At 62.5% G+C, this 22,669-nt stretch carries 16 protein-coding genes, 3 tRNA genes and 1 pseudogene; 16 read left to right on the top strand and 4 right to left on the bottom strand.

Annotation, left to right across the window (positions count from 1 at the left end; all coding sequences use genetic code 11):
• The first annotated feature begins 37 nt into the window (after positions 1-37).
• From ACG33_RS10350 to ACG33_RS10340, 3 genes are read left to right on the top strand one after another with little or no spacing between them, the layout of a single operon-like run.
• A complete protein-coding gene (locus ACG33_RS10350) occupies positions 38-538 on the top strand; it encodes a CvpA family protein (RefSeq protein ID WP_066920969.1) in 501 nt (166 codons plus the stop codon).
• A 54-nt stretch (positions 539-592) separates the two neighbouring features.
• A complete protein-coding gene (purF, locus tag ACG33_RS10345; protein WP_066920967.1) occupies positions 593-2,104 on the top strand; it encodes an amidophosphoribosyltransferase in 1,512 nt (503 codons plus the stop codon).
• A gap of 6 nt (positions 2,105-2,110) precedes the next feature.
• The gene (locus tag ACG33_RS10340) at positions 2,111-3,484 is read left to right on the top strand and encodes a serine/threonine-protein kinase (RefSeq protein WP_066920965.1); all 1,374 of its coding nucleotides are present in this window, start codon (positions 2,111-2,113) and stop codon (positions 3,482-3,484) included.
• A 220-nt stretch (positions 3,485-3,704) separates the two neighbouring features.
• Here ACG33_RS10340 and lpxH read toward each other — a convergent pair.
• A pseudogene (lpxH, locus tag ACG33_RS10335) lies at positions 3,705-4,436 on the bottom strand (UDP-2,3-diacylglucosamine diphosphatase); the annotation flags it as partial.
• Positions 4,437-4,443: 7 nt separating this feature from the next.
• The gene (locus ACG33_RS10330; RefSeq protein WP_066920964.1) at positions 4,444-5,043 is read right to left on the bottom strand and encodes a peptidylprolyl isomerase; all 600 of its coding nucleotides are present in this window, start codon (positions 5,041-5,043) and stop codon (positions 4,444-4,446) included.
• 147 nt (positions 5,044-5,190) lie between these two features.
• On the opposite strand from ACG33_RS10330, the gene gltX reads away from it, so the two are divergent.
• The 10 genes from gltX to ACG33_RS10280 all read left to right on the top strand — a co-directional run bounded on the left by gltX (position 5,191) and on the right by ACG33_RS10280 (position 16,368).
• Positions 5,191-6,615: a glutamate--tRNA ligase gene (gene gltX, locus ACG33_RS10325; RefSeq protein ID WP_066920962.1), complete on the top strand. Its 1,425-nt coding sequence runs from the start codon at positions 5,191-5,193 to the stop codon at positions 6,613-6,615.
• A gap of 147 nt (positions 6,616-6,762) precedes the next feature.
• Positions 6,763-8,379, top strand: a complete 1,617-nt coding sequence (cysS, locus tag ACG33_RS10320; protein ID WP_066923191.1) for a cysteine--tRNA ligase — start codon at positions 6,763-6,765, stop codon at positions 8,377-8,379.
• 252 nt (positions 8,380-8,631) lie between these two features.
• A complete protein-coding gene (locus ACG33_RS10315) occupies positions 8,632-10,713 on the top strand; it encodes a cytochrome D1 domain-containing protein (RefSeq protein WP_083536735.1) in 2,082 nt (693 codons plus the stop codon).
• A 112-nt stretch (positions 10,714-10,825) separates the two neighbouring features.
• Entirely contained in the window at positions 10,826-13,099 is a 2,274-nt protein-coding gene (locus ACG33_RS10310; protein WP_066920960.1) for a TonB-dependent hemoglobin/transferrin/lactoferrin family receptor, read from the top strand.
• A gap of 234 nt (positions 13,100-13,333) precedes the next feature.
• Positions 13,334-13,410 (top strand) — tRNA-Pro (locus ACG33_RS10305).
• Positions 13,411-13,452: 42 nt separating this feature from the next.
• Positions 13,453-13,529 (top strand) — tRNA-Arg (locus tag ACG33_RS10300).
• 18 nt (positions 13,530-13,547) lie between these two features.
• Positions 13,548-13,623 (top strand) — tRNA-His (locus tag ACG33_RS10295).
• A gap of 230 nt (positions 13,624-13,853) precedes the next feature.
• Positions 13,854-14,084, top strand: a complete 231-nt coding sequence (locus ACG33_RS10290; protein WP_066920958.1) for a helix-turn-helix domain-containing protein — start codon at positions 13,854-13,856, stop codon at positions 14,082-14,084.
• A 95-nt stretch (positions 14,085-14,179) separates the two neighbouring features.
• A complete protein-coding gene (locus tag ACG33_RS10285) occupies positions 14,180-15,382 on the top strand; it encodes an ATP-binding protein (RefSeq protein WP_066920956.1) in 1,203 nt (400 codons plus the stop codon).
• Positions 15,379-16,368 (top strand): ParA family protein, encoded by a 990-nt coding sequence (locus ACG33_RS10280; RefSeq protein WP_066920954.1) that lies wholly within the window; start codon positions 15,379-15,381, stop codon positions 16,366-16,368. The genes ACG33_RS10285 and ACG33_RS10280 overlap by 4 nt, the downstream gene beginning before the upstream one ends.
• Here ACG33_RS10280 and ACG33_RS17080 read toward each other — a convergent pair.
• Together ACG33_RS17080 and ACG33_RS10270 are read right to left on the bottom strand one after the other, a co-directional pair.
• Entirely contained in the window at positions 16,352-16,633 is a 282-nt protein-coding gene (locus tag ACG33_RS17080; protein WP_066920952.1) for a HigA family addiction module antitoxin, read from the bottom strand. The genes ACG33_RS10280 and ACG33_RS17080 overlap by 17 nt on opposite strands.
• A gap of 168 nt (positions 16,634-16,801) precedes the next feature.
• The gene (locus ACG33_RS10270) at positions 16,802-19,297 is read right to left on the bottom strand and encodes a heavy metal translocating P-type ATPase (protein WP_066920950.1); all 2,496 of its coding nucleotides are present in this window, start codon (positions 19,295-19,297) and stop codon (positions 16,802-16,804) included.
• A 192-nt stretch (positions 19,298-19,489) separates the two neighbouring features.
• Between ACG33_RS10270 and npdG the strand changes: the two genes are divergently transcribed.
• From npdG to ACG33_RS10255, 3 genes are all read left to right on the top strand, one after another.
• The gene (npdG, locus tag ACG33_RS10265) at positions 19,490-20,167 is read left to right on the top strand and encodes an NADPH-dependent F420 reductase (protein WP_066920948.1); all 678 of its coding nucleotides are present in this window, start codon (positions 19,490-19,492) and stop codon (positions 20,165-20,167) included.
• 81 nt (positions 20,168-20,248) lie between these two features.
• Positions 20,249-20,884, top strand: coding sequence for a 2-phospho-L-lactate guanylyltransferase (cofC, locus tag ACG33_RS10260; RefSeq protein WP_168160065.1), 636 nt, complete (start codon positions 20,249-20,251; stop codon positions 20,882-20,884).
• A 60-nt stretch (positions 20,885-20,944) separates the two neighbouring features.
• On the top strand, positions 20,945-22,435 hold the full coding sequence (locus tag ACG33_RS10255) for an alanine/glycine:cation symporter family protein (RefSeq protein WP_066923186.1): 1,491 nt from the start codon (positions 20,945-20,947) through the stop codon (positions 22,433-22,435).
• The last annotated feature ends 234 nt before the right edge of the window (positions 22,436-22,669 follow it).

Raw genomic sequence — 22,669 nt, 5'->3', positions numbered from 1 at the left:
CGCCTTACTTTCGGCGCCGTGGCCATCGCACTCATCCATGAATGCTGCTGACTATCTGATTCTCGGCCTGCTGGCCGCTTCCATGCTGCTGGGCATATTGCGTGGATTTCTGCGCGAGGCGATCGGGCTGCTCTCCTGGCTGTGCGGCCTGTGGCTGGCCTGGCGGTATGCGCCTTTGCTGGAACCCGTCCTGGGCGGGGCGATCGGTGAGCCGCCGGTGAGTACCTGGGTGGCGCGCACCTTGATCGTCATCGGTGTCTTGATCCTGGGTTGGCTGCTGGCGGCCCTGGTGGGCTATTTCCTGCGTCACTCCAGCGTCAGCGTCTCGGTGGACCGGTTGCTGGGGATGGGTTTCGGTCTGCTGCGCGGTGCGGTCGTGGTGGCGATCTGTGTGCTGCTCGGACAATTCGCCGAACTGCAGCAGGTCGACTGGTGGCACCGCTCCCAGTTGCTGCCGTACGCCGCGGAGCTGGCCGGCTGGATTCAATCATTTGCCGAAACCGGCCTGCGCGTATTGCAGGAGCAGTCGTCTGTGTGAGCTGTCCAGTCACTAAGTGGTAAGATTGGAGCTTCTTACCCGGGGCCTTAACGCATGTGCGGTATCGTCGGTATCGTTGGGCATTCGCCCGCCAATCAGCAGATCTATGATGCGTTGACGGTCCTGCAGCACCGTGGCCAGGATGCGGCCGGCATCATGACCTGCCACGGCGGCGAGCTGTTCATGCGCAAAAAGAACGGCCTGGTGCGCGATGTCTTCCAGCAGCGTCACATGCTGGCCTTGAAGGGCACTATCGGCATAGGCCATGTGCGCTATCCCACCGCGGGCTGCGATTCATCCTCGGAAGCACAGCCGTTCTTTGTCAATTCGCCCTACGGCATCTGCCTGGCGCACAACGGCAACCTGACCAATGCCGCGGAGCTGGCCGAAGTCCTGGTGCGTGAGGATCTGCGGCATCTGAATACCAGCTCGGATTCCGAAGTGCTGCTGAACGTGTTCGCCAGCGAGCTGTCGCGTCCCGGTACGCCGCGGGTTTCCGCCGCCGATATTTTCACGGCGCTCACGACCGTGTATCGCCGCGCGCGCGGCGGCTTTGCGGTCGTGGCCATGATCGTGGGCCACGGCCTGGTCGGCTTTCGCGATCCGCACGGCATCCGTCCGCTGGTCATCGGCCGGCGCGAGCTGGCCAGCGGCTGCGAATACATGCTGGCCTCCGAGAGCGTCGCCATCGACCAGCTCGGTTTCACCTTCCTGCGCGATGTGGCTCCGGGCGAGGCGGTGTTCATCGACGAGCACGGCCGTCTGTATTCGCAGCAATGCGTGCCGGTGTCCCGTCATACGCCCTGCATCTTCGAATATGTATATTTCGCCCGGCCGGACTCGATCATCGACCGGATCTCGGTGCACAAGGCGCGCCTGCGCATGGGCGATCTGCTGGCGGAAAAGATCCACCGCATCTGGCCCGATCACGATATCGATGTCGTGATCCCGATTCCGGATACCAGCCGCACGGCGGCCGTACAAGTAGCGCAGTATCTGGGCATCAAATACCGCGAAGGGTTCGTCAAGAACCGCTACATCGGCCGCACTTTCATCATGCCCGGCCAGGAGTTGCGCGAGCGCTCGGTGCGCTCCAAGCTCAATGTGATCGATCTGGAGTTTCGCGGCAAGAATGTCCTGCTGATCGATGATTCCATCGTGCGCGGCACGACTTCTGCGCAAATCATCGATCTGGCGCGGGAGGCGGGCGCGCAGCGCGTTTATTTCGCCTCGGCGGCGCCGCCGGTGCGGTATCCCAACGTCTACGGCATCGATATGCCCGCGGCCGCCGAACTCGTCGCCGCCGGCCGCACCGAGGAGGAAGTCGCCGGTTTGATCGGCGCCGACCGCCTCATTTATCAGGATCTGGCCGACCTGCTGCGCGCCTGTCAGCATCATGATGCGGACATCCAGGAATTCGATGATTCCTGTTTCTCCGGCCGGTATGTGACCGGAGACATTACGCCAAGCTACCTGGAACGCTTGCAGCACCAGCGTTCGGATCAGGCCAAGGCGCGCCGGCGCCAGATGCATCGCGGCATGCTCAAGGCGATCCGTGCCGTCTGATCGGGCATGACCGCGCCCCGCCTGCTGATCATCACGGACCACGCAGCATTCGGGCGCGCACTCGAACAGCATGTGTCCATCGTCTGGCCGGAGGCACAATGCCGCATTCACTCACCGGCGCAGTCCGGCCGGCTGCATTCGGGGTTCACGGCGCTGGGGTTCGACGCCGTATTGCTCGATCACGAGGTCGAGATACGTCGCGCTCGGCCCGATGACGAGCTCGGTGAGCCCACAGGCGAACCCACAGGCGAACCCACAGGCGAACCCACAGGCGAACAGTGGCTTGAAAACCTGATGCATCGCAGCGGCTTTCCGCCCGTGCTGTATTTCGCTGCGGGCGAGGATTCGGCGCTCGCGGCGCGGGCCGTGAAGGCGGGAGCGGTGGATTGCCTGGCGCGCGAGCGTATCGATCACCGGCGCCTGGCAGGCTGCTTGCGTGATTCGGTGCGCCGGCGTCGCCAGGATCTGGCCCTGCATCGTACCAGTGCCCAGGCCGCACGGGATGCGCGCTTCGGCACGGTCACGATCCGTGGCCATCGCTGTGTGCGTGAACTGGCCAGCGGCGGCACCTCCAGGGTCTATCTGGCCGAGAGTGAGCGTGCCGGCGACCTGGTGGTGCTCAAGGTCCTGCGGGAATCCGCCGAGAGCGGCGAGCAACAGGCGCAGTACGCGCGCTTTCTGCGCGAGTATGAGCTGATTTGTGCGATCCGCCATCCCAATGTGGTGCGCATCTTCGATCTCGGCATTGCCGATGATCATGCCTACATCGCCATGGAATACTTTCCCCGCGGCGACCTGCGCGCGCGCATCGCCGCGGGCATCGGCCGGGAACAGGCCTTGCGCATGCTGGCACAGATGGCCGGCGCCCTGCAGGCCGTGCACCAGGTCGGCGTACTGCATCGCGACCTCAAGCCCGGCAATATCATGCTGCGCGCGGATGATTCCATCGCCATCATCGATTTCGGGCTGGCCCGGCAGGAGATCGCCGATATCGAGATGACGGCCACCGGAGAAATCTTCGGTACGCCGTATTACATGAGCCCGGAGCAGGGCCACGGCCGGCCCCTGGATGCACGCAGCGATCTGTACAGCCTGGGCGTGGTGTTCTACGAGATGCTGACGGGCAGGAAACCCTACGTGGATACCACGCCCATGGGCGTGATCTATCTGCACGCCAACGCGCCGCTGCCGATCCTGGAAGGCGATCTGCAGTCCTGTCAGCCTTTGCTGGAACGGCTGCTGGCCAAGGATCCGGCGCAGCGCCCGGCCAGCGCCCAGGCCTTGCTGGCGGCTATCGAAGCCGAGCTGGCATGCGTATCTGCTGCGCCGCCGGAATCTTTCGCCGACGAAATGATGCTCCAGGCGCAAGCCGGAGGTTGAATCCAAGGCGGATCCATCGCCTGGGCGGATGCCTGCCGATATCAGCGGGTCGTTGCTTCAGGGGGGCAGCATGGATTCAGGATGGCTGCGTGCCCGGGGCGGGATCCGGTTGCCCGGGATTTGCTAATCCCGGGTTTGGTTGTTCGGGGCTTGGTTGTTCCAGGTTTGGTTGTTCGGGGTTCGGCCGCTCAGCTGAAGGCGAGGCGCCGGCCGGCAGCACCGGGAGACTCGCCAGTTCATAGCCGGCTGCGTTCCAGCGCAGCACGCTGCCCTGTTCGTACCAGTCGCCGAGCACGATGCGCGTGCCATGCCGATCTTGATCTTGCAGCGCCACCTCGTGGATGGCCGGCCGATGCGTGTGTCCATGCACGATGCAATCGACGTCATGGCGCTGGAATGTCCGGCGGACCGCCTCGGGATTCACATCCATGATCAGCGGCGCGGCACGATCCATGGAGGCGATATGCGCCTTGCTGCCCGCGCGCATGCGCCGCGCCAGTGCCATGCGCCGGCGCAGGCTCAGGTGCCGCAACGTGAACTGCACCAGCGGATGGCGCACGATGCGCCGCAGGCGCTGGTAGGCGTGATCGTCGGTACACAAGGTGTCGCCGTGCATCAACAGAACCCGGCGCCCGTACACCGTCACGATCGTGCCGTCCGCCAGCAGCTGCACGCCCGTCTCCCGGCTGAAGCGTCGGCCGATGAGAAAATCGCGGTTGCCATGGATCAGTCCCATGGGGAGGCCGGCGTCGCTCGCCGCGCGCAGTGCAGCGATCACCTGCCGCTTGCTCTCATCCGGATCGTCATCGCCGATCCAGGTTTCGAACAAGTCGCCCAGGATGTACAGGGCCTGCGCCTGGCGGGCTTCGTGGGCAAGGAAATCCAGGAACCGCGCGGTGATGTCCGGGCGCTGCGCGTCCAGATGCAGATCCGAGATGAACAGCGTGGTCACACGGATCTCACCGCAGTTCTTCGATGTTCTCGATCACGATCGGTTTCAAGGGCACATCCGATTCGAAGGGGCCGCCTGCTCCGGTGGCGACGGCGCCGATTTCGTCCACCACGCGCATGCCGTCGACGATCAGGCCGAACACGACATAGCCCCAGCGGCTGGGCTGAGGGTCCAGCGGTGCGTTGTCGGCCAGATTGATGAAAAATTCGGCATCGCCGCCATGCGGCGCGGCGGTGCGCGCCAGACCCACGGTGCCGCGGCGATTGGACAAACCGTTGCCCGACTCGTTGGGAATGGTGGGGCGCCGAGGTTTGGCGACGAAGTTCCTATCGTAGCCGCCGGCCTGGGCGATGAAATTGCCGATGACGCGGTGAAAGATCGTGCCTTGGTAGTGGCCCTCGCGCACATACTGTAGAAAATTCGCGACGGTCAACGGTGCGCGTTCTGCATCCAGCTGGATCACGAAGCTGCCCAGGCTGGTATCCACGCGCACGCGCGGGGCGTTTGCCGCGGATGATTGTGCGGCCGCCGGCGCCGGCAGCGCCGCGATGACTCCGGTGATCGACAGGGCGATCGACAGAATGGCCGCTAATGCCGGTAAACGCATGATTGTTCGCCTGTGAGCCGTGAAAAGGCGCAGATGGTAACAAAGACTCGTACGGGAGCAGATACGGCGGCGTGGTTCGCCGGGTGCGCAGCCCGGGAAAAGCCAGCGCCGCATCCTGATAGAATGCCCGACCCCAAGGAACTCCCGATGCCGAACCAGCCGTACGTTACCCGCTTTGCTCCCAGTCCCAGCGGCCTGCTGCATCTCGGCAATGCCCGTACGGCACTGTTGAGCTATCTGGCCGCACGCAAAGGCAAGGGACGTTTCATCCTGCGTATCGAGGATACCGACGAGGCGCGTTCCACGGAGGCTCATGTCCAGGCGCTGCTGGAGGATCTGCGCTGGTTCGGCCTGGACTGGGATGAGGGTCCGGATGTGGGCGGTCCGCATGAGTATCGCCAGCGGCATCGGCGCGCGATCCATGAAACCTGGCTGGCGAAGCTGGATGCCGCCGGTTTGACCTACCCCTGCTTTTGTACGCCGGCCGAACTCAGCCTGTCGCGCAAGCGCCAGTTGGCTGCCGGCAAGCCGCCGCGCTATGCCGGCACCTGTCGCGCGCTCGATGCGCACCGGCGCGCTGTTCGCCTGGCTGCCGGAGAGCCGGCGGCGCTGCGCTTTCGGGTGCCGGCCGGACAGATCGTCGCCTTTGGTGATCTGGTGCATGGCGAGCAGCGTTTCGCCACCGACGATATCGGCGATTTCATCATTCGCCGCGCCGACGGCAGCACCGCCTTCTTTTTCTCGAATGCCATCGACGATGCACTGATGGGAATCACTCTGGTGTTGCGCGGCGACGATCATTTGACCAATACGCCGCGCCAGATCCTGATCCTGCAGGCGCTGGATCTGCCGGTGCCCGAGTATGCGCATGTGGCGCTGCTGCTGGGCATGGATGGCGCGCCGTTGTCCAAACGCCATGGTGCACAAAGTCTGGGAGAATTTCGCGAACGTGGGTTTCTGCCCGGCGCGCTGCGCAATCACCTGGTGCGTCTGGGGCACGCCTGTCAGCACGACGGCTGGCTGGACGATGCGGCGATGTGCGCGGAGTTCGAGCTGTCGCGCCTGGGCAAGGCCGCGGCGAGATTCGATGCGGCGCAATTGCACCACTGGCAGAAGGAGGCGGTCGCACAGCTGTCCCAGGAAGATTTCCTGCGCTGGATCGGCGCCTTTCTGCCGCCCGGTCTGGAGGCGCCGCGCGCCGCCGCGTTCGCCGCCGCCGTGCGGCCGAATGTCGAATTCGCCCGGGATGCCCAGCCCTGGGCGGAGGTGGCTTTTGGGCGGCTCACGAACTTCATGCCGGACGCCGTGGCGGCGATCGAGGCGGCCGGCGAAGCATTCTATGCCATGGCCGCACAGGTCTTCGCCCGGCCGGGACTGGAGTTCAAGCAACGGCTGCGCGAGCTGGGACAGGCCAGCGGCCGCAAGGGGCCCGCGCTGTTCATGCCGCTACGCGCTGCGCTCACCGGCGCGACTCATGGTCCGGAACTGGCGGGATTGTTGTCGCTGGTGCCGGATGAAGAAGTGCAGACTCGTCTCGCTGCGGCGATGCAGCGGGCGGGTGCCGGCGGGTGATACGGCGCGGCCGGTGCGTGCCGCGATCTAATGACGAGTCAAACAACGGCGAATCAAGGCCAATGGCGAGTCAAGGCGGCGTCACGACAGGTCCGCAAGAACGATCCGCGGTGCGAACGGCCCGCGGCAAGCAGTCATAAGAGTCTCATGCAGATATTCAATTCCTATACCGGCCGCAAGGAAACGTTTCGTCCGCTGGAACCGGGCATCGTGCGCATGTATGTGTGCGGCGATACGGTCTATGACTTCTGCCATATCGGCCATGCACGCTCCAAGATCGCCTTCGACGTGGTGCGCCGCTACTTGAGCTATCGTGGCTACAAGGTGATATTCGTGCGCAATATCACCGACATCGATGACAAGATCATCCAGCGCGCGGCTGAGAACGGCGAGAACGTGACGGCGCTGACCGCCCGCTTCATTGCCGCCATGCACGAGGATTACGATCGTCTGGGCATCCTGCGTCCTGATCACGAGCCTCGAGCCACCGAACATGTGCCGGGCATCATCGAGATGATCCGCCGGCTCATCGACAAGGGCTACGCCTACGTGGCGTCGAACGGCGATGTCATGTATTCGGTTGCGGCATTCGAGCCCTACGGGCGGTTGTCGGGCCGCCAGCTCGACGATTTGCGTGCGGGTGCGCGCGTGGCGGTCGACGAGGCCAAGCGCGATCCGCTGGATTTTGTCTTGTGGAAACAGGCCAAGCCCGGTGAGCCGGCGTGGGACTCGCCCTGGGGAAAGGGCCGGCCCGGCTGGCATATCGAATGCTCGGCCATGTCGCTGGACCTGCTGGGACCGCGGTTCGATATCCACGGCGGCGGCATGGATCTGAAATTCCCGCATCATGAAAACGAAATCGCCCAGTCCTGCGCCGCCACGGGGGAGGACTTCGCGAATTTCTGGATGCATAACGGTTTCGTCAATGTCGATGACGAAAAAATGTCCAAGTCGCTGGGCAATTTTTTTCGTATTCGTGATGTGTTGGATTCCGGCTACGTGCGCGATCCCGAAGTGCTGCGTTTTTTCCTGCTGTCCAGCCAGTATCGCGGACCGGTGAATTATTCCTTGTCCCAGATCGAGCAGGCGGATGCGGCAATGGTGCGTCTGTATACCGCCTTGCGCGATGTCGAACCCGCTCCCAGCCATGAGCCTGGCGAGGCGACGCGGGCGTTCGAGGCGGCGATGGACGATGATTTCAATACGCCGGAGGCGCTGGCGGCATTGCAGACGCTGGCGACCCGGATCAATCGGGCCAAGAGCGCAGGCGAGACCGCCACCGCCGGTGCGCTTGCCGCGGAACTGAAGCGTCTCGCCGGTGTGCTGGGTGTATTGCAGTTGCCGCCCGAGGTGTTCCTGCATAAATCCAGATCGATACCTGCGAAGATACCGGCAACGGCGATCCCGGCAAAAAAGATCCCAGGAAAGGCCGATCCGGAAGAGACGGGTGCAGAAAAAACCGATCCGGGAAAGACCGACCCGGTAAAGGGATATCAGGAAAAGGCGGACGGTGGAAAGACGGTCCAGGCGGTAGCGAGTGAGGGAGCGCCGGATGTCGCCATCAGGGAAACAGATGATCTGACCGGCGCGCGCATGGTCTCGCCGCTCGGTGCCGAGGATATCGAGCGCTCGATCGAGGCGCGCCGTGCCGCCCGCGCAGCGCGCGATTTCAAGGCTTCCGACCGGATTCGGGATGAGCTGGCGCAGGCCGGCATCTCCCTGGAGGACAGACCCGACGGTACGACTCGCTGGCGCAGGGATTAGCTCCGAAGGGGGATGCGCCATCCCCCCACGTGCCATCCCCCACGTGCCATCCCTTAATCCGCAGGTGAAATTCGCGCAGACAGCACCTGGGCGTTGCGATAAGCTTTCGTCCGCAGGTCCGCGTCTCCTGAGTGTGATGTGCGCGCCTCTAATTCGCACCTGCCCATATGCACAGATAGCTATTTTGGTGGTACCCCCGTGAGAATAAACCCAGAATCGACGCTGCGTTCAGCTCTACTTCCGTTCGGCGTGATGGCCTTGTTTGCGGCGGCACCGTCGTTTGCCCAGGCAGTGCACCAGGCCGAGGTCGCCTCCGCCGGCGATCTGACTCAACAGATCAAGGACGGCGAAGAGGCGTTTACCAACGCCTGCTCGGCCTGTCATCAGCCCACCGGTCTCGGCCTGCCGGGAGCATTCCCGCCGCTGGCGAAGTCCGACTATCTCCTGAAGGATCCCAAGCGCGCGATCAGCATCGTGCTGCGGGGATTGGAAGGCGAGATCGTCGTCAATAACGTCAAGTACAACTCCGTCATGCCCGCCATGACGCAGCTGACCGACAAGGAAATCGCGGACGTTCTCACCTACGCCCTCAACAGCTGGGGCAACGATGGCGGTTCGATCAACGCCACCGAGGTTGCTGCGGTGCGTACCCAGGTGCTGGCCGAGGCCAAGAGCGCCGCCTCGCCCACCGAGCATCCGGGCACGATGGTCGTGGAGGAAACCTACCAGGGCGCCCCGTCGCCGGTGCCGGCCGGAAGCGCGCAGGTACGCATCACCCCCGGCGCGCCCAACATGACGGAGGCGGAGTTCGAGCAGGCCAAGTCCATCTATTTCGAACGCTGCGCAGGCTGTCACGGCGTGCTGCGCAAGGGGGCGACGGGCAAGCCGCTGACGCCCAATCTCACGCAAAAGAAGGGCACCGAGTATCTGAAGGTGTTCATCGATCGCGGCTCCCCCGCGGGCATGCCGAACTGGGGAACATCCGGCCTGCTGACGCGTGACCAGATCGACATCATGGCGCGCTTCCTGCAGCACGAACCGCCGTTGCCGCCGGAATTCGGCATGGAGGAGATGCGTGCCAGCTGGAAGGTGCTGGTGCCGCCGGAGCAGCGGCCGAAGACCAAGCAGAACAAGATCAACATCGAGAATATCTTCGCCGTCACCTTGCGTGACAGCGGCGAGGTGGCGCTCATCGATGGCGATACCAAGAAGATCGTTTCCATCATTCCGACCGGCTATGCGGTGCATATCTCGCGCATCTCGCATTCCGGGCGCTATGTCTACACGATCGGGCGCGACGGGCGTATCGATCTGATCGATCTGTACATGAAGGAGCCGCAGCGCGTCGCCGAAATCAAGATCGGGTTGGAGGCGCGTTCGGTCGAAACCTCCAAGTACAAGGGCTTCGAGGACAAGTATGCGATCGCCGGTGCCTACTGGCCGCCGCAGTACACCATCATGGACGGCGAGACTCTGGAGCCGCTCAAGATCATGTCCACCCGCGGCATGACGGTGGATACCCAGGAGTACCACCCCGAGCCCCGGGTTGCCGCCATCGTGGCTTCGCATGAACATCCGGAGTTCATCGTCAACGTCAAGGAAACCGGACAGGTTCTGCTGGTCGACTACCGGGACATCGAACACCTCAAGGTGACTCAGATCGGTGCGGCGCGTTATCTGCATGACGGCGGCTGGGATTCCACGCAGCGCTACTTCCTCACGGCTGCGAACCAGTCCGACAAGATTGCGGTGATCGATTCGCGCGACCAGAAGCTCACGGCGCTGGTGGACGTGGACAAGATCCCGCATCCGGGACGCGGCGCGAACTTCGTCGATCCCAAGTATGGTCCGGTCTGGGTAACCAGTGCGCTGGGCAATGAGAAGATCACGCTCATCGGTACCGACCCGGAGAATCATCCGGAACATGCCTGGAAGGTGGTGCGGGTGCTGAAGGGTCAGGGCGGCGGCTCGCTGTTCGTCAAGACTCATCCGAAGTCGCATAACCTGTGGGTGGACACCACGCTGCACCCGGATGAGAAGATCAGCCAGAGCATCGCAGTGTTCGACATCAGGAATCTGGAAGCCGGCTACAAGGTCCTGCCCATCGGAGAATGGGCGAAGGTCGGTCCGGGACCCAAGCGCGTCGTGCAGCCCGAGTACAACAAGGCGGGTGACGAGGTATGGTTCTCGGTATGGAACGGCAAGGAAGAGGTTTCCGCGATCGTGATCGTCGATGACAAGACGCTCAAATTGAAGCAGGTCATCAAAGCGCCCGGATTGATTACGCCGACGGGCAAGTTCAACGTGTACAACACGGTCAAGGACGTTTACTGATTCAAGTTCGGGTGATGAGGGGCGGATCGCAACGATCCGCCCCCGCTCCTTGCCACCGCCGCCAGGGAGGTTGAAGGCACGGGGTGAGCGTGTGAGTCGATATATGAAATCCATGACGCTGCTGTCATCACGGGTGTCTGCACTGACGGCATCCGTGGCGGCGGCAGCGTTTTGGTTGCTGTGCTGCGCCGGAGCGGGGGCAGCCGAGGCCGGCTCTTCTGCGGAAGCGGGGCGTGCCGTTCTCGAGGAAGTGATGGTCGTGTCGCGGCATTACACGCCGCTGCAGCATGCCGCGGCAACGGTCACGATCATCGATCGCAATGAAATAGAGCGGGTCCTGACGACCAACATCCGTGACCTGGTGCGCTACGAGCCCGGTATTACGGTTCGAAACGATCCGGTACGCTTCGGCATCGACAGCTTTGCGATCCGGGGTATCGGCGGCGATCGTATCGTTGCCCATGTCGATGGCGTGCCGGTCTCGCAAAGTTTTTCGATCGGTGCGCTTGCCGACAGCGGCCGTATCTACACCGATACCGATTTCATTCGACGCGTGGAAATCCTGCGCGGGCCGGCCTCCGCCCTCTATGGCAGCGACGCCATCGGCGGCGTGGTGCAAATGCAGACCATCGATCCCCGTGATCTGTTGTCGGCATCGGAGACGATGGGCGCGCAACTGCGCGCGGGCTACCGCAGTGAAACCGAAGGCTGGTCGGCCACCGCTCTGAATGCCTGGCGGCATGGATCCGCCGAAATGCTGCTCGGTTATGTGCATCGCGACAACCATGAGGCGGATATCGCCGGCGGTCTGAAGCCGAATCCGCGTCGCAGCCGCATGGATCAGGTGCTTGCAAAACTGGTGTTGCCGGGGTTCGGAACCGGGGGGGCGGGCAACACGATAGAAGTGACGTTGGAGACGGGGCGTACGCGCGACAAGACGGTCGTCAACGCATTGTTGGGGACGCCGCCGCGTTTCGTGAACACCACGGCCATGACAGGCGACGACAGGGCCGAGCATCTGCGGTTTGCGGTAGAGCAATCCCTGGCGCCCGCAGCGGCCTGGGCGGATGACTTGACCTGGCGCCTGCACGTAATGCGTACGCTTACCGAGCAGTTGACGGATGAGACCAGGCGCCCTGCTGCGCCGCGTGCGTCGACAGAACTGCATCGCAGCTTCACCTTTCGGGACGAGGCCTGGGGGGCGAGCGTCATTGCTACCAAGGCTGTCAATGCCGGCAGCTGGTTGCATCAGCTGGTCTACGGCATCGATTTCGAAATGGGACAGGCGACCGAGAAACGCGATGGCTGGGAGCGCAACCTCGACACCGGCCTGGTCAGCAATGTGATCCTGGGCGAGGTGTTACCGCTGCGCGATTTTCCGATCACGCGGCGCGTCGAGGCGGGTATCTATATCCAGGACGAGTTACGTTTGGCCGACAGCCGGTGGCGGTTCACGCCGGGCCTGAGAATGGATCTGTATCGGCTGCGTCCGCGCGAAGATGCGATGTATCGCGAAGACAACCCCAGCGCTCGTCCGGTGAAGCTGGACGATCAGTCGCTGGCGCCGAAGCTGGCTGTCTCCTATGAGCTTACGCCGCGCACCAGTGCTTTTGCCCAGTATGCGCGTGGTTTTCGTGCGCCGCCGCTCGAGGAAGTGAACATCGGCCTGGAGATCGCGCTGTTCAATTATCGCGCGGTACCGAATCCGGATCTGAAAGCTGAAACCAGCGACGGCTACGAGATCGGCTTGCGTACCCGCGGTGATGCCTGGCGTGCAACCTTGAGTGGACACTACACTCGGTTCGAGGATTTCATCGAATCGCGCATGAACATCGGCTTGGATCCGGCGACCGGCATGACCTTGTTTCAGTCGCGTAACTTGGCGCGCGCGCGCATCTACGGGATCGATCTGGCCGCCCGCCTCGATCTGGCGGCGCTGGACCGGTTCGCCGAGCCGTCCGGAGCCTCGCCGCTGCAGGGTTGGTCACTGAACCTGAACGCCGCCTGGGCGCGTGGCGATGACCTCACCGCGAATCAGCCGCTGAATTCGGTCGATCCCATGCAGGTGAATCTGATCGTCAACTACGACGCGCCGTCCGGCTGGGGCGCACGTCTGGCGGCGACTGCCGTGGCTGCCAAGAACCGGGTGACGCAGATCGACGTGCCGCTGTACCGTACCGATGACTACATGACGCTCGATGCGTTCGCATATGTCGAGATCGGTGCGCGCGGCCGGCTCAATCTCGCCTTGACGAATCTCACCGATGAACGCTACATCACCTGGATCGATGTGCGCAATCGCGCCGCCGACGATCCGCTGGTCCCTTACGCCGTGCATCCCGGACGCAGCCTGTCCGTGAATTTGAGTTGGGCGTTCGGCAGGTAGCGGTTCGGATCGCGCCTGCCGCGAAGCGAGTGACGCCGCCCGCCGCTTGGTGGTCTTGTTCAGGGAAACGACTCCCGCAGGAGCGCAACGAAGGCGCCGATCACGTTGAAAACGATATGATGCGGTGCCGAGCAGGCCTCGAGGGACGAAAATTGACGCTTCTGCGTGTCATACGTATCATGCGCCGCCCGTGCGAGCTATGGCCGTTGAAGCTGCCCTCGAGCGGGCGGCGGACGGGGCATGGCGCAGTCTGGTAGCGCATCTGCTTTGGGAGCAGAGGGTCGCAGGTTCGAATCCTGCTGCCCCGACCATTTGACGAATCCTGCAAACCCGGCCAAGCTTTGAACGCTTGTGCGCCCGTAGCTCAGCTGGATAGAGCATCGGCCTTCTAAGCCGAGGGTCGCAGGTTCGAGTCCTGCCGGGCGCGCCATCAGCGCGCAGGCATATGGTGGACGTAGCTCAGTTGGTAGAGCCCCGGATTGTGATTCCGGCCGTCGTGGGTTCGAGTCCCATCGTCCACCCCAACTTTTTCAAGTTATCTACAGCCGCGGCAAGTGCGGCGCCAAGTATGTTCGGCGCCGTATTCCGGCAGCCCTTCGATGGGCCTATCCGTGTGCGGTCGCTCCACCATTACACGATCCACCCTGAAAACGATTGAAGTTCGGGCACAGGCCTCGGCTGGTCGGCGTCGCCGTCTTGTGTGAGAATCGGCAAGACTTGGCAATTATATTTCAACGTCTGCATAGGAACGGCAATGGCAGAGCCTGATGGCGACATCCTGACCTTGGACGAGGTTGCAGCCTACCTGAAGGCGGGCAAACGCACGATCTATCGGCTCGCAGCGAGCGGGGAGATCCCTGCGTTCAAGCTCGGTGGAACGTGGCGGTTCTCGCGCGGTGACATCGAGAGCTGGATCAAGCAGCAATCGGCGGGCAGGCCCGAACGCGCCGCGAGTAAGGCATCGAACAAGGAGGATCGGAAGTAATGCTTGGACTGATGCTACGAGAAGAATTCCGGGGCAAGCGCCTCAGTCCAGCACGCGCAGGGTTCCTTGTTCGATGACGATGGGGGGTACAAGCGATGAGCTACTTTAGCGATGCACAACTCGAAGTCATGATGGCTGATCTGGAATCGGATCGTGCCGAGCGCAAGCAATCCTTCCAGGGAGATTCTCCGCAAAAGGTTCGAGAAGCTGTGTGTGCCTTTGCCAACGATCTCGCCGGGCATAACGCGCCAGGTGTGGTGTTGATCGGCGTGCATGACAAGGGCACGCCCATGCCTGGCTTCGCTGTCACGGACGAGCTGCTGCGCAGCCTTGCCGACATCAAGACGGACGGTAACATCGTGCCGCCGCCAACGCTTCTGGCAGAAAAGCGAGTGCTTTCGGACGCAGAAATTGCGGTGATTACTGTCTGGCCTTGCGACACCCCTCCAGTTCGGTACAAAGGGCGTGTCCACGTGCGCTGGGGGCCGCGGCGAGGGTTGGCCACAGCGCAGGATGAGCGCATCCTCAACGAGCGACGCCGCCACCGAGATCGGCCTTTCGATGTTCAACCTATTCATGATGCAGAATTGATCGAACTTGATCGGCTGCGTTTTGAACAGGAATACCTGCCCGCGCTTGTGGCCCGAGACGTGCTGGAGGCGAACGAGCGCAGCTACGAGCAGAAGTTGGCTGCAACCAAGATGGTGTTGAACGACAGCGAGCCGGTGCCTACGGTGCTCGGCTTCCTGGTAATCGGCAAGTCGCCCGCTGATTGGTTGCCGGGGGCGTATACGCAATTTCTACGATTGGCGGGTAACGATCTGACCGCACCCGTTTCCGATGAAGAGGCGATTCACGGCACGGTGGCGGACCAGATTCGAAGGCTGGAAGAAAAACTCGCGGCGCACAACCAGCGCGGTGTGCGCTTCAGCGACGTCGACACCGAGGATAGACGCGAAGCCTATCCATTGGAGGCTTTGCGTCAATTGGTGCGCAACGCCTTCATGCACCGCAGTTACGAAGTGACCAACACACCGGTGCGGGTGTACTGGTTTGACGATTGCATCGAAATCCACAATCCCGGGGGGCCGTTTGGCAGCGTAACGCCGGAAAACTTTGGTCAGCCCGGCATCACGGATTACCGTAATCCCAATTTGGCTGAGGCGTTGCGAGCGCTCGGCTATGTACAGCGCTTCGGCGCGGGCATTGCCATTGCCCGCAAGGCGCTTGGGCAGAGACTACGCTTTGAGGTGCAACCCGGCGTGGTGGCTGCGATCATCCAGGGGGAAACATCATGACGCCTCGTATCGCGTTCTTCAACAACAAGGGGGGCGTCGGCAAGACCTCGCTGGTTTATCACTGTGCTTTCATGTTTGCCGAGCAGGGGCAGCGTGTGTTGGCCGTGGATCTCGATCCGCAGTCCAATCTCTCGATCATGGCGCTGGATGAATCACGGCTTGAGGCTTTGTGGCCGGATAATGACCATCCGCTTACTATCAATGGCGCACTTGCGCCCTTGTTCGAAGGCACGGGAGATGTGCGTGCAGCGCATATCGAGCCTTTGAGCAGCCGTCTGGGTTTGCTGGTGGGTGATCTGGCCTTGTCCCGTATTGAAGATGATCTCTCTATTCAATGGCCACGCTGCCTTGAAGGAGATACACGGGCGTTTCGTGTCACCACTGCATTCTGGCGGATCATCGAGGAGGCGGCCCGAAGACATCAGGCTGGTCTAGTGTTGGTCGATGTTGGGCCAAATTTGGGTGCGATCAACCGTTCGGCACTGGTGGCTTCCAGTCATGTCGTGATGCCGGTGGCACCAGATTTGTTTTCACTTCAGGGCTTAAAGAATCTGGGGCCGACCTTGCGTAAGTGGCGCGGCACTTGGGCATCGGCACTACCTCAAGCACCAAATGCTCTAGGAGCAATGCCGCAGGGTGAAATGAGCCCGGTGGGCTATGTATTGATGCAGCATGCCGAGCGGCTCGGACGCCCCACTAAAGCTTACGCCAAGTGGCAGAAGCGATTGCCGATCACCTACCGGGAGAGCGTTCTGGACGTGGACTCTGGAGATTTAACGGGTGCCGATGACAACCAGATTCAGCGGATCAAGCACTATCGCAGCTTGATGCCGATGGCGATGGAGGCGCGCAAGCCAATGTTCAGCTTGCGTAGTGCTGATGGGGCTATCGGTGCCCACCAGGCCAATGTGCAGCAGTGTTATGACGATTTTTCTGCGCTGGTGACAGCAATTGCAAATCGTACCGGTATCAAGGAGGTGGCCTGATGCACCAATTGAGGGACAGCGGCTGCACCTTCGCACGAAATCGTCGCTGCGCCTGCATCGAGTACCACGTACCGGGCGTGGTCCCGAGCGCCTTCGAAAGCCGCAGATCCATATCGGCACTTATGGCCGCAGCGCCATTGAGCACGCGTGAGGGCGCAACACTCGTCACGCCAAGCTGCTTCGCGGCGTCCGTCACGTTGATATCGGTAAGCCACTCGCGGAGCTCTTCACCAGGATGGAGACCCGTTCGAAGACGAGTCGGCATGGCGATTCCACGAGTGCGTGCGTCCGGCGGATTGACGCTTGATGAGTGGACAACGGAAGCTTCATCCTGAAGCATGCCTATTGCCTATTGCCTATTGCCTATTGCCTATTGCCTATTGCCTATTGCCTATTGCTTGTTGCCTATTGCTTGTTGCTTGTTGCTTGTTGCCTATTGAACGGTATCGGCTATTGCCAGCGGCGGCTGGAAGCGGCGCAGGCGCAAGGCGTTAGTGACCACGAAGACGCTGGACAGCGCCATCGCGCCGGCTGCGAAGATAGGCGACAACAACACTCCATAGGCGGGGTACAGCACGCCCGCGGCCACCGGAATCAGCGCCGTGTTGTAGCCAAAGGCCCAGAACAGGTTCTGGCGAATATTGCCCAGGGTGGCCTTGGACAGGGCGATGGCATTGGGAACACCTTGCAGATTGCCGGACATCAGCACCACGTCGGCGGATTCCATCGCCACGTCGGTGCCGGTGCCGATCGCCATCCCCACGTCGGCTTCGGCCAGCGCCGGTGCGTCATTGATGCCGTCACCCACGAAGGCGGTCCGGCCGTGGGTCGACTTCAGCCGGCGTACTGCTTCGACCTTGCCTTCGGGCAATACTTCGGCCACCACTTCGTCGATACCTAATTTTTTGGCGATTGCTTGCGCAGTGCGCGCGTTGTCGCCGCTGATCATGGCCACTTTCAGGCCAAGTTGATGCAGGGTGGCGATCGCCTTGGGTGTGCTGGACTTGATCGGGTCCGCTACGGCGATGATGGCCGCCAGCCGGCCATCGATGGCGGCATACAGCGGCGACTTGGCCTCGCTGCCCAGGCGTTCGGCGGCGTCGGCGAACTCGCTGACGTCCAGACCCAATGCGCGCATGAAGCGATCGGCACCCACTTCCACGCGAGTATCCTGCACCATGGCTCGCACGCCCATGCCGGTGACCGACTCGAACCCGGCCAGTGCAGGCAGTGTGATTCCTTGTTCCGCGGCGGAGGTGACGATGGCGCGGGCGATCGGGTGCTCGGAGCGCGACTCCACCGCAGCGACCTTGGCCAGTACTTCGCGCTGATCAAAGCCTGCGGCGATCTGCAGGTCGGTCAGTACGGGACGGCCTTCGGTCAAGGTGCCGGTCTTGTCGACGGCCACCACCCGGGCATCCTTGAGCAACTGCAATGCTTCGCCTTTACGGAACAGCACGCCTATTTCGGCGCCGCGGCCCGTGCCGACCATGATGGAGGTCGGCGTGGCCAGGCCCATGGCGCAGGGGCAGGCGATGATGAGTACGGCCACGGCGTTGACCAGGGCAAAGGTCAACGCCGGTGAGGGGCCGAAGATCAGCCAGACCAGGAAAGTCAACAATGCGGCCAACATGACCGCGGGTACGAACCACAGGGTCACCTTGTCCACCACGGCCTGGATCGGCAGCTTGGAGCCTTGCGCCTGTTCGACCAGGCGAATGATCTGCGCCAGCATGGTCTGGCCGCCCACGGCGGTGGCACGCAGCGTCAAGGCGCCTTGCTGGTTGACGGTACCGCCGACCAAGGTGCTGCCAACCGTCTTTTCGACGGGAACCGGTTCGCCGGTGATCATGGACTCATCGACGAAGCTGCGACCCTCGGTGACTTCGCCATCGACCGGAATCTGCTCGCCGGGACGCACTTCGACCCTGTCGCCCAGGACCACCTGGTTGATCGGAATGTCCAGGATGCGGCCATTACGCGTGACATGTGCGGTCTTGGCCTGCAGGCCGATCAGCCGCTTGATGGCCTCCGAAGTGCGCCCCTTGGCGCGTGCTTCGAGAAAGCGTCCCAGGAGGATCAGGGCCACGATGACGGCGGCCGCCTCGTAGTAGACGTTTACCGTCCCGGCAGGCAGCAGGCCGGGGGCAAAGGTGGCGACGACCGAATAGCTGTAGGCGGCTGCCGTACCGACCGCAACCAGCGAGTTCATGTCCGGCGCCAGGCGCAGCAGCGCCGGAAATCCGCTCGTATAAAAGCGCCGGCCCGGCATGAGCGCGACCAGCGTGGTCAGTATGAATTGCAGATACCAGCTTGTCTGGATGCCGATGCCGGCTGCGATCCAGTCGTGCATGCCGGGGAACAGATGCGAGCCCATCTCCAGCACGAATACCGGCAGCGACAGCACACTGGCCAGGATCAGGTCGCGCTTGAGTCCGAGCAACTCGGCGTCCTTCTTATCCTCGGCCTCCCCGGCCGGGGCGGTCGGGTCGATGAGGCTGGCCTCGTAGCCGGCTTTCTCGATGGCCGCCAGCAGGTCCGCCGGGGCAGCCACGCCGCGCACGGTGGCGCGCTCGCTCGCCAGGTTCACTGTCGCCTGTGCGACGCCGGGAACGGCTTGCAGCGCCCGCTCGACGCGACCCACGCATGATGCGCAGGTCATTCCCTCGACCGTCAACTCGACGGTGCCGGCAGGCACCTCATAGCCCACTTGCCGCACCGCCTGGATCAGCGCCATGCGATCGGCCGGGCCATCCAGGCGGATATCGGCTCGTTCGGTGGCAAGATTGACGGATACGCTGCTCACGCCGTCGACCTTGGCCAGAGCGGCCTCCATGCGGCGCACACAGCTGGCGCAGGTCATCCCCTCGATGGGCAGACTGATCGCAGCCGACGCGGCACCAGCACTGCGGATGCCGGACATGCTCATGGTTTGTTTCCCAATGTCGGAAGTTCGTATGCGGACAGCCTGAATCTTACCATCGCGGGAAGGTCAAGTTGCCCTGGCGCAGGTCGCATGTTGGTAATCCATGACGTAAACTGAAAGGATCGGGTGTCTCGTCCAGGCGGCGGAGCAGGCGCGGGCCCCACCGGACAGCACAGGAAAAAACAGGAGACTTGCATGTCGACGTCGAACCACGTGATCGCGGTGATCGGGGCCACCGGACAACTAGGTGCAGCCATCGCTCGCCGCCTCGTGCTGGCGGGCACGAAAGTCATTGTCGGTTCGCGCGATGCGGGCAGGGCGCAGGAGGCCGCCAAGGCCCTGGCATCCGAAACCGGCAAGGAGGTCGCAGCGGATGCCAATGCCGCCGCGGCCGCCGCGGCGGATGTAGTCATTGTCACGGTTCCATATGCGGCGCAGCGCGCCACGTTGACGGAGATCGCCGGCGTGGTGTCCGGCAAGATCGTGATCGATACAACGGTACCGCTGATGCCGCCCAAGGTGATGCGCGTGCAGCTGCCGGAGGAGGGCAGTGCGGCCGTGGCCGCACAGAAGATTCTCGGTCCGTCGGTGCGCCTCGTTTCCGCATTCCACAATGTCCCGGCACATAAGCTGGCGACGGATGAAAAGATCGCCTGCGATGTACTGGTTTTCGGCGACGAACGAGCAGCGCGTGATGTCGCCATCGACGTGGTGAGCCGTTGCGGGCTGCGCGGCCTGCATGGCGGTGCGCTCTGTAATTCGGCTGCCGCGGAGGCGCTGACCTCGGTGCTCATTTTCATCAACAAGACCTACAGCAGCGATGGCGCCGGCATCGAGATCACGGGTACACTGAACGAGCGTCCTACGGCCTGAATGAATGGGGCGGCAAGCGGCGCCGCCCATGCTGCGCCAGCGGCGTCCCGTAGCGGATCAGGTACGTTTGTGGAGGGCATCGTGAACGTATGCGCCATCGTACCTGTGCGAGCCCTTGGCGAGGGAAAGACGCGGCTGTCTGCCGTCCTGTCACCACACCAGCGCGCCTCCTTGGTCCGCTCGATGCTCGAGCATGTGGTCGGCGTGCTGCGCACAGCGCGCGGTGTGGAGCGGATCGTGCTCGTGACGTCCGACGACGACCTGAATCTACCAGGAGTGGAACGCATCCGCGATGAAGGCAGGGGTCTCAATGCGGCTGTCGAACTCGCGCTCACGCACATCACCCATCGCTTCGATGCCGCGATCGTGGTTGCCGGCGATGTTCCCTACGTCACGGCGGCGGAGATCGAACGGCTGATCGAGGTCGGCCGCGATCACGACGTCGTCGTCGTCCCGGATCGGCACAAGGAAGGAACGAACGCCTTATGGCTGCGGCTGCCGGCGCGTATTCAGCCGCACTTCGGGGTGGCCAGTCTGGAAGCACATCTGGAAACGGCCAGGGCCTGCGGGGCGAGCGTAACGGTCGAGCATCTGCCGGGATTGTCGCATGACGTGGATGTTCCCGATGATTTGCCGGACGAGCCGCTCTCCACGGAAATCCATGTTCCGCACGGGTGCGACTGCACGCAGGCGGCAGTGCCGCGGATCCGCGTATGAGGACCAGGCGGCGCGTATAAGAACCAAGAAGCTCGTCTCGGACATCGAGGGAGGATGCCGATGATTGCAGCGGTGGATTTTCTCAACAGCCTTATCTGGAGCAAGGCGCTCATTGCCTTGTGTCTGGGCGCCGGCTTGTATTTCTCCATACGAACGCGCTTCATGCAGGTGCGCGGTTTCAAGGAGATGATCAGGCTGATGTTGGCCGGTCATCGCTCCGAGGCCGGTGTATCGCCTTTTCAGGCGCTGACCATATCGCTGTCGGGGCGCATCGGTATCGGCAATATCGCCGGTGTCGCGACGGCGATCACCTTCGGTGGGCCTGGCGCCGTCTTCTGGATGTGGGTGGTCGCGTTTCTGGGCGCCTCCACGGCATACATAGAATCGACTCTTGCGCAGATATACAAGGAGAAGGACGATCAGGGCCAGTATCGGGGCGGTCCGGCCTATTACATCGAGAAGGCCATGGGGCTGAAGTGGTACGCAACCGCTTTTGCCATCGTTACCGTCCTGGGCACCGGCATACTGCTGCCCGGAGTGCAGGCGAACGGCATCGCCGTGAGCATGCAGAATGCATGGGGTGTTCCGACCGCGGTGACCGCGGTCGTGACGGTGATCGTATTGGGCACGATCATTCTGGGTGGGGTAAAACGCATCGCCGCGTTTGCGCAGGTCGTCGTGCCGTTCATGGCGCTCGCCTACATCCTTACCGCGCTGGTCATCATGCTTATCAATATTAGTGAGCTGCCGCATATTCTGGCGCTGATTTTTCGCAGCGCCTTCGGCGCGGAAGCGGCGTTCGGTGCGGTACTGGGCCTGGCGGTGGAGTGGGGCGTCAGGCGGGGTGTCTATTCCAATGAAGCCGGCCAGGGCACCGGTCCGCATGCGGCGGCCGCGGCGGAGGTTTCCCACCCGGCCAAGCAGGGCTATGTGCAGGCATTCTCGATTTATGTCGATACGATGCTGGTGTGTTCGGCGACGGCGTTCATGATCCTGTCCACCGGCCAGTACAATGTGAATCACCCGGATGGTTCCATGATCGTGAACAGCCTGCCGGGCATGGAGACGGGACCCGGCTATACGCAGGCGGCGGTCGAGTCGGTGATGCCGGGATTCGGCGCAAGTTTCGTGGCGCTGGCGCTGACGTTTTTCGCCTTCACTACGATCGTGGCGTACTACTACATGGCCGAAACCAATGTGCAGTACATCAATCGATCAGTGCATCGCGGCTGGGCGATATTGTTGCTCAAGCTCGCCATCATGACCTCGGTCACCTATGGCGCCATGCGCAGCGCCGAGCTTGCCTGGGGGCTGGGCGATATCGGCGTGGGCTTGATGGCATGGCTGAATCTTGGCGCCATCCTTATTCTACAAAAGCCGGCGCTGCTGGCGCTCAGGGATTACGAGGCGCAGAAGAAAGCGGGTCTGGATCCGCAGTTCGATCCGGATGCGCTCGGCATCAGGAATGCAGAATTCTGGAGCCGGCGCGCGATTGCGGCGACACCTCGGGCCGGGCAGTGTCTTGACGCATCCGTTGCCGACGAGGTGTGAACATCGGCGGTGCTGAGAAATGCTGATGCGGTAAAGCCTTATTTCAGGGTCTCTGCCACCTGGTTCGGTTCCTGTCTGCAATCAAGGACACGAGAGACAATGCACATGTCGGCATTGATCCTGTAGTACACCGCATAGGGAAAACGTCTGGCGAGCATCCGATGGTGGTCGAATACCTTCATATGCACGCCAGCGTATAGCTCTAGAGAATCGATGTCAGAGAATAGAGAGTCG

The organism is Steroidobacter denitrificans (assembly GCF_001579945.1).
In the GTDB taxonomy this organism is placed as follows: Bacteria; Pseudomonadota; Gammaproteobacteria; order Steroidobacterales; family Steroidobacteraceae; genus Steroidobacter; species Steroidobacter denitrificans.
Note: the sequence above shows the minus strand (reverse complement) of the source record. Positions and strands in the feature narration are given on the sequence as shown.